The organism is Meiothermus sp. Pnk-1, assembly GCF_003226535.1.
Lineage (GTDB): Bacteria > Deinococcota > Deinococci > Deinococcales > Thermaceae > Allomeiothermus.
Genome location: NZ_QKOB01000008.1, coordinates 64,416 through 77,229 on the forward strand (window position 1 = coordinate 64,416; position 12,814 = coordinate 77,229).

The 12,814-nt window shown below is 64.9% G+C and carries 13 protein-coding genes; 9 read left to right on the top strand and 4 right to left on the bottom strand.

The window, feature by feature from the left end:
* Positions 1 to 4: 4 nt before the first annotated feature.
* Positions 5 to 628: a GNAT family N-acetyltransferase gene (locus DNA98_RS12075; protein ID WP_110531040.1), complete on the top strand. Its 624-nt coding sequence runs from the start codon at positions 5 to 7 to the stop codon at positions 626 to 628.
* Here the strand turns inward: DNA98_RS12075 and DNA98_RS12080 are convergent.
* The gene (locus DNA98_RS12080) at positions 541 to 1,443 is read right to left on the bottom strand and encodes a DUF1517 domain-containing protein (protein ID WP_110531042.1); all 903 of its coding nucleotides are present in this window, start codon (positions 1,441 to 1,443) and stop codon (positions 541 to 543) included. The genes DNA98_RS12075 and DNA98_RS12080 overlap by 88 nt on opposite strands.
* A gap of 349 nt (positions 1,444 to 1,792) precedes the next feature.
* On the opposite strand from DNA98_RS12080, the gene lon reads away from it, so the two are divergent.
* From lon to hisH, 8 genes are all read left to right on the top strand, one after another.
* Complete coding sequence (lon, locus tag DNA98_RS12085) at positions 1,793 to 4,159, top strand: endopeptidase La (protein ID WP_370444449.1); 2,367 nt, start codon at positions 1,793 to 1,795, stop codon at positions 4,157 to 4,159.
* A gap of 40 nt (positions 4,160 to 4,199) precedes the next feature.
* Complete coding sequence (locus DNA98_RS12090) at positions 4,200 to 5,285, top strand: tetratricopeptide repeat protein (RefSeq protein ID WP_233493202.1); 1,086 nt, start codon at positions 4,200 to 4,202, stop codon at positions 5,283 to 5,285.
* 71 nt (positions 5,286 to 5,356) lie between these two features.
* Positions 5,357 to 5,848, top strand: a complete 492-nt coding sequence (locus tag DNA98_RS12095; protein WP_110531044.1) for a DUF4384 domain-containing protein — start codon at positions 5,357 to 5,359, stop codon at positions 5,846 to 5,848.
* Positions 5,845 to 7,059 (top strand): hypothetical protein, encoded by a 1,215-nt coding sequence (locus DNA98_RS12100; protein WP_110531046.1) that lies wholly within the window; start codon positions 5,845 to 5,847, stop codon positions 7,057 to 7,059. The genes DNA98_RS12095 and DNA98_RS12100 overlap by 4 nt, the downstream gene beginning before the upstream one ends.
* 25 nt (positions 7,060 to 7,084) lie before the next feature.
* Positions 7,085 to 8,143, top strand: a complete 1,059-nt coding sequence (hisC, locus tag DNA98_RS12105) for a histidinol-phosphate transaminase (RefSeq protein ID WP_110531048.1) — start codon at positions 7,085 to 7,087, stop codon at positions 8,141 to 8,143.
* A complete protein-coding gene (gene hisB, locus DNA98_RS12110; RefSeq protein WP_110531050.1) occupies positions 8,136 to 8,720 on the top strand; it encodes an imidazoleglycerol-phosphate dehydratase HisB in 585 nt (194 codons plus the stop codon). The genes hisC and hisB overlap by 8 nt, the downstream gene beginning before the upstream one ends.
* 56 nt (positions 8,721 to 8,776) lie before the next feature.
* Positions 8,777 to 9,610 (top strand): hypothetical protein, encoded by an 834-nt coding sequence (locus DNA98_RS12115; RefSeq protein WP_129865654.1) that lies wholly within the window; start codon positions 8,777 to 8,779, stop codon positions 9,608 to 9,610.
* Between the two features lie 88 nt (positions 9,611 to 9,698).
* On the top strand, positions 9,699 to 10,295 hold the full coding sequence (hisH, locus tag DNA98_RS12120; protein WP_110531054.1) for an imidazole glycerol phosphate synthase subunit HisH: 597 nt from the start codon (positions 9,699 to 9,701) through the stop codon (positions 10,293 to 10,295).
* Here the strand turns inward: hisH and DNA98_RS12125 are convergent.
* The 3 genes from DNA98_RS12125 to DNA98_RS12135 form a co-directional block, all read right to left on the bottom strand.
* Positions 10,292 to 11,218 carry a carbohydrate kinase family protein gene (locus DNA98_RS12125; RefSeq protein ID WP_110531056.1) on the bottom strand — a complete coding sequence of 309 codons (927 nt, stop codon included), beginning with the start codon at positions 11,216 to 11,218 and terminating at the stop codon, positions 10,292 to 10,294. The two genes, hisH and DNA98_RS12125, sit on opposite strands and share 4 nt — an antisense overlap.
* A gap of 264 nt (positions 11,219 to 11,482) precedes the next feature.
* Positions 11,483 to 12,313 carry a 16S rRNA (adenine(1518)-N(6)/adenine(1519)-N(6))-dimethyltransferase RsmA gene (rsmA, locus tag DNA98_RS12130; protein ID WP_110531058.1) on the bottom strand — a complete coding sequence of 277 codons (831 nt, stop codon included), beginning with the start codon at positions 12,311 to 12,313 and terminating at the stop codon, positions 11,483 to 11,485.
* Positions 12,314 to 12,315: 2 nt separating this feature from the next.
* Positions 12,316 to 12,807 carry a CarD family transcriptional regulator gene (locus tag DNA98_RS12135; RefSeq protein WP_110531060.1) on the bottom strand — a complete coding sequence of 164 codons (492 nt, stop codon included), beginning with the start codon at positions 12,805 to 12,807 and terminating at the stop codon, positions 12,316 to 12,318.
* Positions 12,808 to 12,814: the final 7 nt, after the last annotated feature.

Genomic DNA, 12,814 nt, shown 5'->3' on the forward strand with positions numbered 1-12,814 from the left:
AAGCATGGACGTCTTCCCCTGCCTGGAGTCCCTCCGGCTCCGCTTGCGGGAGATCCGCGAGGAGGATGCCTGGGCTCTCTACCGTATCTATACCGACCCCCTGGTGGTGCGCTACCACAACCTCGAGCGCTTGGAAGGCCTCGAGGCAGCCCTCAGCTTTGCCGCCTGGATGCACAGCCTCTATCCCGAGGGGCGGGGGTTGCGCTGGGGGATCGAGGGGCGGGGGTCGCCAGGCCTCATCGGCACCATCGGCTATGAGTACCTCGACGCCCGCCAGCAGGGGGCCGAAATCAGCTACGACCTGCTCCCGGCGCATTGGGGCCAAGGGCTCATGCAGGAGGCCGTGGAGGCGGTGCTGGAGTATGTGCGGGGAACTTCCCTGCTCTACCTGGAGGCCAACGTGGTTTCGGAGAACCAGGCCTCGGCGCGGGTACTCGAGAAGGCCGGGTTCATTCCTCGAGGGGAACCCTACGCCCAGGGATTGCCCGGTGGGGCCACCTACCGGGTGCAGCGGTATCGGCTCGAGGTAGACCGGGCCCCTCACAACAGCTCGAGCCCCGGCCAGCCGGCGAGCAGGTCTTGCTCGTTGAGGGCCTCGCCCTCTACCTCCGGCGTCCAGGAGAGGTAGGCTGCGAGCGTGGTGAGGGGGGTGGAGGAGGAGAGCGCGAGCAAGGCCTGCCGGGCTCCGGCAGCGCGGAGCGGCCTGGGCACTGCGGGCAGCGGGCCGCGGTGGGCCAGCAACAAGGAGACCAGCAGGTAACGCTTGTCGGGCTCGAGGCGGGGGGTGTACTCGGCTTCATGGGTCTCCACCTTGCCCTCAAATTTGCGATAAGTTTCGATATAGCTGCTGCGGTCCTCGGTCATCCAGCGGTCGAACTGGCCTTCGGCCTCTTCGAGGCGGCCCTGCCAGTTTTCGTAGCTGCCAAACTTCCAGCTGCTCTGCTCGCGTAAGAGGAGGGCGGCGGCATTGTCCACCAGGTCGGCCAGCCCTTGGGGGGTCTCGGTATCGGCCTCTTCGGCGAGGCGGCGCAGCGCCCGCTGAAGCTCGGGAGAGTAGAGGAGGGCCAGCCGCAGCCGGGCCACCTCCGCCTCCGCTGACCCGGCTCCCGGCGAACCCCCACTGCCCCGGGCCGCGCTGCTCAGACCCCGCACCACCGCGTAGGCGATGAGGCCCAGCACCAGGAGGGTGATGATGGAGGCCACGCCGATACCCCCACCCCCTATACCTGGGGTCACGTACACCGGCGGAGCCGGGTAGGCCGGGTATACCGGCGGGGTGCTGTAAGGCCGGCTGGGGGTAGGTAACGGGAAGGAAGGGGCCGGAGAAGGGTTCACCCGCGGCACCGAGGGGGTGCGGAACCCCCCGCGTCCACCCGCTCCACCCCCCGAGCGCTGGGCAAACCCGACGGCCAGAAGCACCGGCCCCAGCAGGGCCAATAGCATCAGCAACCCTACCGCGAATCTACGCACGCTTACACGATACCGTAGGAAGGGTTGGTAGAACGAAGGAGCGGTCAAAGCCGCCCGCCTCCCCTCCAACCGCTGGCAAAGATCCCATGGGGAGGGGCTACGATGGAAGATCCCCGAACCCGCAAAGTGTGAGGGCGGCTGGGATTGTAGCAAATAATGTTAGTAAACTTGATACGAGGAGACTGAAGTCTTGGCGCTTACAATGGCCGAGGTTCTGCCTGGAGGAGAACCGCAAATGAGCGAACGGAGCGAGAACAAAACCCTTCCCCCTACGCTGCCTATCTGTCCGGTGCGGGGTTCGGTCATCTACCCTACCATGGTCATGCCCATCGATGCTGGGCGGCCTATCTCGATCAAGGCCATAGATGCGGCCTTGGCCCAGGAGCGGGTCATCCTGATCGTGAGCCAGCGCGACAAGGACCTCGAGGCCCCCGGCCCACAGGATCTCTACGAGGTCGGCACGGCTTGCAATATCCTCAGGATGCGCAAAAACCCCGATGGCTCGATACAGATGCTGGTGCAGGCTTTCGCCCGGGTAAAGGTGACCCAAGTCACCCAGCAGGACGGCTACTTGCTGGCCCAGGCCGAGATCATCTCCGAGAGCGTGGGGAACGCCGTCGAGGTCAAGGCCCTCTTTCGCGAGGTGCGCGAGAAGTTCCAAGCGGTGCTCAAGGAGGGGCGCTACCTGAGCCCCGAAGTGACCCAGTTCGTGCTGAACCTGGAAGACCCCTCGCAATTGGCCGACTACATCGCTTTCCACATGGATTTCCGCCTCGAGGATAAACAGAAGATCCTCGAGACCGCTTCGGCTTCCGAGCGGCTCAAGCAGGTGTTGGTGTTGCTGGATGCTGAGCTCGAGCTCATCGAGACGCAAAAGCGCATCCAGCAGCAGGTCAAGGAGGAAATCGACAGAAACCAGCGCGAGTACTTCCTGCGCGAGCAGATGAAGGCCATTCAGAAAGAGCTGCACGGCGAGGAGGGGGAAGAGGAGGTGGAGGAGTACCGCCAGCGGATCGCCGCCCTCTCTCTTCCTGAGGCGGTAAAAAGCGAGGCCGAGCGTGAACTCTCCCGCTTTGCCCGCATGCACCCCGACTCCGCCGAGGCCAGCGTAATCCGCACCTACCTGGATTGGATCGTCAACCTCCCCTGGAATACCCGCACCGAAGACTATGTGGACCTCAAACAGGCCAAGGAGATCCTCGAGGAGGACCACTATGGCCTGGAGAAGGTCAAGGACCGGGTCTTGGAGTACCTGGCGGTGAGGAAGCTCAAGCTCGAGCGGGCCAAGCGGGGGGAGATCCCCGAGGAGGAAGTGGCCAAAGGCCCCATTTTGCTCTTCGTGGGGCCGCCGGGGGTGGGTAAAACCTCCATCGCCAAGAGCATCGCCAAGAGCCTGGGCCGCAAGTACGTGCGGATCAGCCTGGGCGGCGTGCGCGACGAGTCCGATATCCGCGGCCATCGCCGCACCTACATCGGGGCTATGCCAGGGCGGATCATTCAGGCTTTGCGCCAGGCCGGGAGCAAGAACCCGGTGTTGCTGCTCGACGAGGTGGATAAGCTGGGCTCGAGCTATCAGGGCGACCCGGCGGCGGCTTTGCTCGAGCTGTTGGACCCGGCGCAGAACAAGGAGTTCACCGACCATTACCTGGGCGTGCCCTTCGACATGAGCGAGACGCTCTTCATCTGTACCGCCAACTTCCCTGGGAATATCCCCGCTCCCTTGATGGACCGCATGGAGCTGATCGAGTTCACCAGCTACATCGAGCAGGAGAAGCTGGAAATCGCCAAGCGCTACCTGCTCCCGCGGCAGATGCTGGAGAACGGACTCAAGGAAAACCAAGTGGTCATTACCGAAGCTGCGCTCTCGCGGCTTATCACCCACTACACCCGCGAGGCCGGGGTGAGGAACCTCGAGCGCGAGATCGGCAGCCTCCTGCGCAAAGCTGCGCGGAGCATCCTCGAGACGGGGCGAAAGCGGGTGCGCATCACCGAGGGCGACCTCGAGAAGTACCTGGGCCCGGCCCGCTTCATGCCCGAGTCCGAGGCCCGTGAGCCGCAGGTGGGGGTGGCGACCGGGATGTACTACTCGCCGGTGGGCGGGGACATCATGTTCATCGAGGTCTCGGCCATGCCCGGCAAGGGCAACCTGATCCTCACCGGTCAGCTGGGCGACGTGATGAAGGAGTCCGCTCGAGCGGCGCTCTCCTACGCCAAAAAGAACGCCCAGCGCTTCGGCATCTCGCTCGAGCGCTTTGACGGTTCAGACATCCACATCCACGTCCCAGCAGGCGCAGTGCCCAAAGAGGGCCCCTCGGCGGGGATCGCCATTACCGCCGCTATGGTTTCGGCCTTGGCCGAGGTACCGGTGCGCCACGACGTGGCCATGACCGGCGAGATCACCCTCACCGGGCGGGTCTTGCCCATCGGCGGGGTCAAGGAGAAGGTGTTGGGGGCGCGCCGGGCAGGGATCCGCCAGGTGATCTTGCCCAAGCAGAACCAGTCGGATCTGGTCGATGTCCCGGCCTACTTGCGCCAGAACCTCACCTTTCACTTTGCCGAGAACCTCGACCAAGCCCTCGACTGGGCCTTGGTGGGTGGGTTGAAGGGGCTCGAGGCGAGAGGTGCCTCCAAACCCAGCAAGCCCAAGGTGAGCCGCAAACCCAAGGCTCCCCCCGCCGCGCGCGCGTGAGCTTCACCTGGGCGTCATCGGGCAGCGCTATACTTAGCCCATGCGGGGCGCTCGGCAAATCGTCGGCGGGGTGGTGCTGCTGGTGGGGTTGGGGGCGGGGGTCTGGTCGGCCCACCTGCACCCTTCCCCGCCCGGGCCGACCCAGCCGATCGTGGTGGTTCAGACCCGGGCGGATGAGCGGTATCCTTACCGCTCGGCGGTCTTCGACGCCTTTGTGGAGGACTCCTACCGAGAGGTTGCGTCGCGGGTGGAGCCGTTTTACGCCTGGTGGGAGGGGGCTTACGCGAGGCACCCGCAGCTCTGGCTGGAGGGGCATAAGGCCCTGATCGCCGCCATGGAGGCCCGGAAGAAGGAGCTGGCCGCGGCCCAGGGCGAGGCCAAGACCCGGCTCGAGCTAGAAACCGCCCGGTGGTTGCACAAGCTGGTCAAGACCCTGATTCCTAAATTCAGCCTCGAGCGGGGCTTTGAGTTTGTGTATACCGTGGAGCGGGGAGAGCGCCAGTGCTTGCTGCAATCGGTGCTGATCGCCGGGATGCTGCAAAAGATGGGCCTGGATGCGGGAGTGGCGATGGTTTGGAAGAATCCCCAGGCGCAAGAGAGCAACAACGGCCATGCGGTCACCGTGCTGCGCCTGCCGGGTGGGCGCGATGTGCTGGTGGATGCCTCCGACCCCGAGCCTTTCATCCGCCACCAGGGCCTGTTTGTCTACGACCCCGCGAGCCGTAGTTACCGCTTCGTCGAGCCGGTCTATTCCCAGGACTTTATCACCGCTTACCGCTTGCACGGGAGCGGCGAGGAGGTGAACCCAAACCAACTTCGCCCGCTCAGCGCTCGCTTTCTACGTTCGCAGTTTTATTACTATCGAGGGGAGCGGGCTCCGGGCGGGTTCATGGGCCCCTCCAACCCCCGGGGCCTGGCAGCTTCGGCCCGCTTCCTCGAGCAGGCCATCCGCTACGATCCCTACAACCCCCTTCCGGTCTACGTGCTGGGGCACGTCTACGCCAAAGAGGGCAAAAAGGAAGCTGCCCGCGAGCAGTATCTCCAAGGGTACCGGCTCTATAGGGCCTTTGGCTACGTCCCATCCGGTCCCCAGGCGGCCTACAGCCGAGCGGGCTGGGGCTATTAGCCTCCGGCATTAAGGCTACCCTAACGCCGTTCTTGCTCAGCCTGCTCCCCGGGAGGCTAGACTTGGGTAGCATGAAGCTTTACCGGATTCTCCTACCGCTGGCCTTCGGGGTAGCCCTGACCGGATGCCTGCCCAGGGTCAGCCCGCTCCTGGGCACTACCCCGGTGGTCACCGACTTCCACCCCGACCGCGGAGCCGGCGCCGCCTACAAGCTCGACGAGGCGATAAGCTTTAGCTTCACCCTGACCCAGCCGGGCTACGTCACCCTGGTGGCCATTGACCCCGACCTCAACGTCTACGAGATCGGGCGGCGCGGGGTGCAGTACCCGGCGGGTAACCATACCTTCCCCCCTCCCGGTGCCGACTTCCGCCTCGAGGCCAGCCCCCCGCTGGGCCTTCAGCGGGTGCGGCTGATCTTTACCGATACCCCGGCCCCTGCGGTGCGCTTCCGGGGCCGAATGAACGGCGGCGAGCTGGAGCGGACTACCCGCGCCTACCTCGAGGCTTCCGGGGCTAAGGTGCGCGACGTGGCGGAGACCACGCTGAGGGTGGTGAACCCGTGAGGCTTGCCAAGATGGGGCTGCTCGGGCTGTTGGGCCTGGGTTTGCTCGGTTGCCAGACGCAGCAGGCCGCACCCGAGGGGTGCCAGGCGGTGGCCTACCAGCCGGGTGGGGTGAGCGGGAGTTTTGTACCTGCTGACAACTTTCGCCGGGTAGAGGCGGACAGCATCAGCGGGGTCGAGGCCAGCCGCCTCCAAGTCGCCGAAGACCCCGACCATCCCTTCAAGGCTGGGCAGCTTATCGCGAGCAACTGCAACGACGGGTTAGTGCGCCGGGTAACCGAGGTTCAGGCTGCTACGGCTTCGGATAAGGTCTCGCCGCAGGGGATTCGCACCGTCTGGCTGAATACGCAAGACGCTGCGCTCGAGGACGCCATAGCCTCCGGTGAGGCCAGCATCAATTTCGGACAGTTGGAACTCCAGAGCCTCGAGCAGGCCCTACCGGGGGTCGAACTCCAGCAGGTCACCGGCAAGATTACCCTCAAAAACCTCACCCTCAACCCGGTTGCCGGGGTGACGGTGGTGCTCAACGGCTCGCTCGAGCAGACCCTCAACCCGCGCTTCCGCCTGGTGTTCAACAGCGGCAGCGTGGACGTGTTTGAGGCCGGGTTGGGCGGAGAGTTCAAGTCTGAGATCAAGGCCAAGATCACCGTCAGCAAAGCCATCCCGAGCTGGAATAAGGAGCAGCCTATCGCTCAGGCCGCCCCGATCCGGCGGGCCTTCCTGGTGGGCGCCGTACCGGTGGTGGTGGTCGTCACCCCCAAGCTGGTGGTGGGGGCCAGCGGCGGAGCGGAAAACAACGTCACCGTAGAGGCGGGTATTGCCCCCACGCTGGACTTCGACGCTGGGATCAAGTACGACCGCGACGGGGCGCAAAAGTGGGTTCCTCTCTGGAAAGACCCCACCTTCGCCCTCAACCCCACCTTCAGCTACACGGTTCCGGCCAAGGCCACCGGCAGGGTCTATGCCAAGATGGTCATGGAGGTGAAGTTCTATGGGCTGGCCGGGCCGACCCTGGAGGCCGGGCCGCAGATGAACCTCACCCTGAACCCCACCGGCTCGAGCCCCTTGGCGAAACTGGCGGCGGGGGCCGGGGCTAGCGGTAGCGTTTCCGCCGGGTTCAGCGTGCTCGGTAAGGGCTTATCGGTGGGGACCGCGCCCATCACCCGCGAGAAGACGATCGAGCTGTCTTGCTCGGACAGCGGCTGCAGCTAGCCGACCGCCGCGGTAGACTGACAGCGTGAAAGGCCTCAAGCCCCACCTGCTTCTATTGCCTCGCTACCCCTACCATAAGGTCGAGGCCCCCATCAAGCTCGACCAGAACGAGTCGGCCCACGACCTGCCGCCCCATCTCAAGGAGCGGGCGCTAAAACGCCTGGCCGCTCTTTCCTGGAACCGCTACCCCTCCCTCCACGCCGAGGAGGTGCGCGAGGCCCTGGCCCGCCACACCGGCTGGGATCCCGAAGGGGTGGTGGTGAGCCCGGGCTCGAACCTCCTCATCCAGTGCTTGGCCCAAGCGGCTACCCGAGTCCTCGACACCGCACCTGCCTTCCCGCACTACGCCATCTCGGCCAGGCTGGCCGGCACCCCCTACCAGGCGATTCCCTTACACACGGACTTTCGCTTGCCGCTAGCGGAGCTTCTGGAGGCCATGTCGGGCGAGGCGGGGGTGCTCTTTCTGCCTAACCCCCACGCCCCCACGGGGGTCCTTTTCCCCGAAGCCGAAATCCAGGCCTTAGCCCGCCGGGCGGGAGAGACCGGCTGGCTGTTGGTGATTGACGAGGCCTACCAGCAGTTTTCCGGCTCCGACTTCCGCGACCTGGCCCGGGGGCACCCCCACCTAGCCCTTTTGCGCACCTTCTCCAAAGCCTGGGGGTTGGGCGGAATCCGGGCCGGGTATCTGCTCGCAAGCCCCACCGTGGCGGGCGTGATCCAAAACCTCTTGCCGCCGTTTGGGCTGCCCGCCCACACCGCGGCGATCCTGCTCACCGTTCTGGAGGACCCCAGCTACATCCAAGCGCGGGTGCGGGAAGTAGAGGCGGAGCGCGAGCGGCTATACCGCGCTTTGAGGCAGCACCCCACCTGGCGGGTTTACCCCAGCCACACCAACTTTTTGCTGGTGCGCACCCCCGACGCTGCCCAGGCTTACCGGGCTCTCCTCGAGCGCGGCATCCTGGTGCGGCGGCAAGACCACTACGCCGGGCTCGAGGGGTGCATTCGCCTTTCGGTAGGGACCCCCGCCGAGAACGACCGCCTCCTGGAGGCGGCTTTTGAAATAACCAGGGTGGGCCATGCGTAAGGCCAGCCTCGAGCGCAACACCGCCGAGACCCAGATTCGCCTTGCTCTGGGCCTGGACGGGCCGATTGGAGGGCAGATCGCTACCGGGCTGGGTTTCCTCGACCACCTCCTGGCTGCCTTCCAGCGGCACGGACGGTTTTTTCTCGAGGTCGAAGCCCAGGGGGACCTCGAGGTGGACGTCCACCACCTGGTCGAGGACGTGGGCATCACCCTGGGGATGGCCCTCCGGCAGGCTCTGGGCGACTTCAAGGGAATCGAGCGTTACGGCGAGGCCACCGTGCCGATGGACGAGACCTTGGTGCAGGCCGCCCTCGACCTGTCGGGGCGGCCTTTGCTGGTGTTTCCGGTGGAAGAACTCTCCATCGCGGGCAGCGCGGGCGGGGTCAGCGCTTACCACCTGCGGGAGTTCTTGCGCGGGCTGGCTAATCACGCCGGGATGACCCTCCACGTGCGGCTTTTGGCGGGGCGGGAAGCTCACCATGTGATGGAGGCGGCGGTGAAAGCGCTGGCTCGAGCCCTTTACGCCGCCACCCGCCATACCCGGGAGGATCTGCCTAGTACCAAAGGTACCCTCTGATGGGCTTTATCCCTTTCTCAAAAGGGCTTCATCGGGGGATGCGAGGCTTTAATTCGATGCGATGGAGACACTTTTGGTTTGGGATTTTGGCTTGTATAGCCTTCGCCCAGGCTCAGCCGCTTGGCGATTCCCAGCCTATCGGCAAGGAGGGCCCTGCTGTTGCCAAGGCGATCTGCGCGGTGAAGGGTATCCTGGTAGCCGGACAGGCCTGCACGGTGGCGGCAGACCGTCTGGGGACCTCGCTCCTCTTTGGCGAGGGGCCAAGGCAGCGGGAGTACGTGCTCGAGCACTTTATCTCCGGCAGCTTCACCCAAAAGGGGGCCCGGCAGGCTTTGGTGGGGATGTGCCAGGCCAGCGGGGATATCTGCTCGGGAGAGATCGTGCTGCTCGAGCGGGCTGCTTCGGGCTGGCGGGCGGTGCGGGCCTACACCAACGCGCCCTTCGACTTCTACTTGGGGGCGTGCTTCAAGTTTCCCGGTAGCGACGGGCGGGATCGTCTGGCCTGCCGCTCGGATGGGTACCTGGACCCCCAGGGGTTGCAGTACCTCTTCAACCTGACCGCCGCCGAGTTCGGCAGCAAGTTGACCGCGACCCGGCTCCTCAGCTACGGCACCGCCAGCGCCTGCTCGGACAAGCCCCAGCGGGTGGTGCGGTTTTCTAGCTGGGCCCGCAAAGACCTCAACGGGGACCGCCGGGCAGACCTTGAGCTAACCCTGAACGAAAGCCCCCAGGCCAAGGTCGTCTGTAACCCTACCTCTTTGGCCAAGTACGAAACCGGACAGACCACCCCGGTTCGGCTGGCCTTTATCTTTGACGGCCAAACCTTCAAGCCCACCGCCCAGACTGCGGCCAAGCTCAAGACCCTTCCCGCCCCCCCAGCCTCGAGGTAAGGCGGGGTAGATCCCGCGTTGGCCAGGCGAGGCGGAAAGTAACCCTAGGCTGCCCCGTTCCGGGATTCATTTGTATGATCGGATGCGGATGCGCACGCTGCTGATTGACTACGGCTCGGGGAACCTGCGGAGTGCGGCCAAGGCTTTGGAAGCGAGCGGGCTCGAGGTGAGTGTCTCCGCTGACCCCAAAGATGTGGCCAAGGCGGACTTGCTGGTGCTCCCCGGTCAGGGGCACTTCGGGCAGGTGATGGGGGCGTTTTTGGCCTCGGGGTTCGAGGAAGGGGTGCGGGGCCATATTACGGCGGGCAAGCCTTTCCTGGGTATCTGCGTGGGAATGCAGATCCTCTACGAAGCTTCAGAGGAAGCCCCCCGGGTCCGGGGGCTGGGCCTGATCCCCGGCACGGTCCGCCGTTTCCGGGCCAAGCATGTACCCCAGATGGGCTGGAACGCGGTGCGCTTCGCCCCTGGGGCCTTCGAGATCCTGAGCGGGCGCTATTTCTACTATGCCAACTCCTACTACGGGCCGCTGGTAGAAGGCTCGGCGGGGGTCAGCGAGTTTGCAGGAACCGAGTTCACCGCGGTGTACGCCAAAGACAACGTAGTGGCCCCCCAGTTCCACCCGGAGAAAAGCGGGCAGAGCGGGCAGGCCTTCTTGCAAGCCCTGCGCCGCTACTTCGGCGGCTAGGCGGTGGATTTGGCCTGGAGCAAGTCCTCTGGCCTGATCAACCGGCCTTGGGCTCCCACCGCGGTCGCCGCGAGCGCCCCGGCCCAGTTGCCCAGCCGTGCGGCGGTGAGGAGGTCACGTCCGTCCATCACCGCGTGGGCGAAGGCGGCGGTATAGGCGTCGCCCGAGCCGGTGGTATCCACGATGTCCTCCACCGGGAAGGGCTCCACCAATTCCTGTTGGTTAGGGGTGACCACGATCGAGCCCAGCGGCCCCACCTTCACGATCACGGTGTCGAGGCCGTAAGTGTGGAGTTCGGCGAGGCCCTCGGTGATGGTGCTAGCCCCGGTGAGATCGAGGAGTTCCTGCTGGTTCATCAGCAAGTAGGGGACCCCCCGCACATACTCGAGGATCTCCCGGCCCACCGCTCGCACCGCCCCGGTGCCCATATCCACGAAGATCGGCAGCCCACGCTTCTTGGCCGCGTCCAGCACCTTTACCGCATACTCGCGCTGAGGGCCACCCACCAGGGCATAGGCCGACATCACCACCGCATCCACCTGGTCTAGGCTGCGCGGTTTGAATTCGGCGGCATCCAAATAGCGGCTTGCTCCGCCCGCGCTGACCATCGAGCGCTCCCCGCCGGGGACCAACAAGATCAGGACGCTCGAGGTGGTATTCGTCGGGTCTTCTTGGAGATACCGGAGGTCTACCCCAGCTTTGCTTACCTCGCTAAGGGCTACCTCACGAAAGGGGTCTTGGCCCACCCGGCCCGCCAGATAGACCTTATGCCCCAGGCTGGCGAGCTGGGCGGCCAGGGTGGCCCCAGCCCCCCCCGGCTTCATCAGGGCCCGCTTGGCTTCCACCTCTTCGCCCGGTTCGGGGATGTGCTCGAGGAAATAGATGAGGTCAACTGATATATCACCCAGAACGAAACAACGCATCCGCTACCTGCTCCTTTGGGCCGTTTGATCTACGGCCTCTTTGCGCTATCGGCCCGTGAACTGACTACGATTTTACCCCAGGGCCGCGCTGGCTACGTCATAGGAGTGTAACACCCCAGGCATGAGAAGGAGGTATTAACCCGTCGATTGAGGCTAGCGGGTTGCGTCATCTATAGAGGGAACCCAACGCAGCCTCCTGGCCGCTTGAGAGATGCTGGCCTGACGTACGCGATGACGGAATTAGCCGTAGCAGATGGCGTTACACTACCAGGGCAGTAATGAATGCAGCATCCGGAACTGTTCCAAAGACAGGGCTTCGCCGCGTATCTGGGGGGACAAGCCCATCTGTGCCAAGGCCGCGGTGACCGCCTGGGGTGAGTATCCTCCGGCTTTGAGCGCGTTGGCGAGGGTTTTGCGCCGCTGGGCGAAGGCGGCCTCGATCAACCGGAAGAGCTCCGGATCGTCGGGGTTGGCGTTGGGCTCGAGCCGAACCAGCGAACTGGTGACTTTGGGCGGGGGGAGAAAGGCCCCCGGCGGCAGGTCAAAAAGCCGTTTGGCCTGGCTGTGGTGCTGTACCCGCAGGCTGAGCACTCCGTACTGGGGTGTGCCGGGGGTGGCGACCATGCGCAAGGCCACCTCTTTTTGCACCAACACCACGATGCGGCGGAAGCGCCTCGAGAGCAGCAGCTTGGTGATGAGCGGCGTGGCGATGTTGTACGGTAGGTTTCCGGCAAAAAGGCTTTGCGAGGGAAGGGCTTCCCAGTCGAACTCGAGCGCATCGCCCCACATCACCTCCACCGGTAGGTGGGCCAGGCTCTCGGCGTGCACCGGTTGGAGGCGGCGGTCCATCTCCACGGCGGTAACTTTCGCCCCCGCCTCGGCCAAGGCTCGGGTCAGCGTGCCCAGGCCCGGCCCCACCTCGTAGACCCGCTCGCCCGGCTTGAACCCTACGGCGGCTACGATCCGCTGCAGGTATCCGGCCTCGACCAGAAAGTTCTGTCCGAAGCGCTTATCTGCGCTCAGCCTGTAGCGCTCGAGCAGTTCGCGCACCACGCGGGGCGAGGCGAGGTCTTGCCAGCGCGAGATGAGGGTCACGGTTAGGCCAGCACCGCTTCTTGGCCTTCTAAACGGGCCAGCACCCGGGCTTTGGCCTCATCCAAGCTCACCTCCCAGATCAGGGCCAGCTCTGAGGCCAACATCCCTAAAGCTTTCTCAAACACCCCGCGCTCGGAAAGCGAGAGGGTTTTACCCCGCTGGTAGCGGAACAACGTGCCCACCAGCGCGGCCACCTGGTAAGGATCGCCCGAGGCCAAGATTCTTTCTTCCTCACGGTGGCGTTGCATCCAGATGGTGGGTAGCTTCAACTCGGTCTCGAGTGCATCCAGAAGGCGCTCGACTGCCGCTCCCGCAAGGGGCGGGCGTAAGCACGTCCGGGCGACTCCCACCGGGACCATCACGGTGTGGGCCTGGCCCAATAGCTCGAGGACATAGTAGACTTTCTTTTCACCGAGCACGCTGCGCTCGTCCAACCCCACGATTCGCCCCGCGCCGTGCGCGGGGTAAACCACGGCTTCACCGATGGAAAACATACCGCTC

Excerpts from the sequence above, each read along its gene's own strand:
- DNA98_RS12075 (WP_110531040.1), top strand. The coding sequence starts at position 5 with ATGGACGTCTTCCCCTGCCTGGAGTCCCTCCGGCTCCGCTTGCGGGAG.
- DNA98_RS12080 (WP_110531042.1), bottom strand. The coding sequence starts at position 1,443 with ATGCTATTGGCCCTGCTGGGGCCGGTGCTTCTGGCCGTCGGGTTTGCC.
- lon (WP_370444449.1), top strand. The coding sequence starts at position 1,793 with ATGCCCATCGATGCTGGGCGGCCTATCTCGATCAAGGCCATAGATGCG.
- DNA98_RS12090 (WP_233493202.1), top strand. The coding sequence starts at position 4,200 with ATGCGGGGCGCTCGGCAAATCGTCGGCGGGGTGGTGCTGCTGGTGGGG.
- DNA98_RS12095 (WP_110531044.1), top strand. The coding sequence starts at position 5,357 with ATGAAGCTTTACCGGATTCTCCTACCGCTGGCCTTCGGGGTAGCCCTG.
- hisB (WP_110531050.1), top strand. The coding sequence starts at position 8,136 with ATGCGTAAGGCCAGCCTCGAGCGCAACACCGCCGAGACCCAGATTCGC.
- DNA98_RS12115 (WP_129865654.1), top strand. The coding sequence starts at position 8,777 with ATGCGATGGAGACACTTTTGGTTTGGGATTTTGGCTTGTATAGCCTTC.
- hisH (WP_110531054.1), top strand. The coding sequence starts at position 9,699 with ATGCGCACGCTGCTGATTGACTACGGCTCGGGGAACCTGCGGAGTGCG.
- DNA98_RS12125 (WP_110531056.1), bottom strand. The coding sequence starts at position 11,218 with ATGCGTTGTTTCGTTCTGGGTGATATATCAGTTGACCTCATCTATTTC.
- DNA98_RS12135 (WP_110531060.1), bottom strand. The coding sequence starts at position 12,807 with ATGTTTTCCATCGGTGAAGCCGTGGTTTACCCCGCGCACGGCGCGGGG.